The organism is Aeromonas aquatilis (assembly GCF_054052405.1).
Genome location: NZ_JBSTYP010000164.1, coordinates 1 through 499, shown reverse-complemented (window position 1 = coordinate 499; position 499 = coordinate 1). Strand labels below are relative to the sequence as shown.

At 65.3% G+C, this 499-nt stretch carries 1 pseudogene; it reads left to right on the top strand.

Annotated elements, in window-relative coordinates:
• Positions 1-499, top strand: a pseudogene (locus ACW5W8_RS23815) (curculin (mannose-binding) lectin protein); the annotation flags it as partial.

Below are 499 nucleotides of genomic sequence, written 5' to 3'. Positions count from 1 at the left end.
GGCTACCAGGGCGAGTTCACCCGCAACGTGGTCACTTGCGTGATCACTGACCCGCTGCGCCACACCTTTGAAGGGGAGCAACCCAGCCCCTATGACCAGGCAACCACCAAGACCACCCTGCGGGAGACCGTGGTGGCCGATGCCGCCAACTACTTTTCGACCACCAAGCTGGTGGCGGATGCGGCGCTGGGTGCTATGCGGGTGCAGGCCAAGACCATCTTCACCCAGCTGGTACCCAGTGCCCGCAGTGAAACCCCTGTGGTGGATCTGACCGCTGCCGGTGAGCTGGGCGCTTTGCTGGAATCCGGGGTGGGCAGTCCCCACACCTTCACCACCACCTCACCGGTCAGCCCCAGTCAGGGGTTGTTCCTGGGGATTGGGGCCATGCCGGGCAGCGTATCGGTCACCATCGGCGCGGCAGTGATCACCGACAAGGGCGGCGAGCTGTTCCTGGTCGGTACCGTGGTGGGGGCTATCGACTACGGGCGCGGCCTGCTGA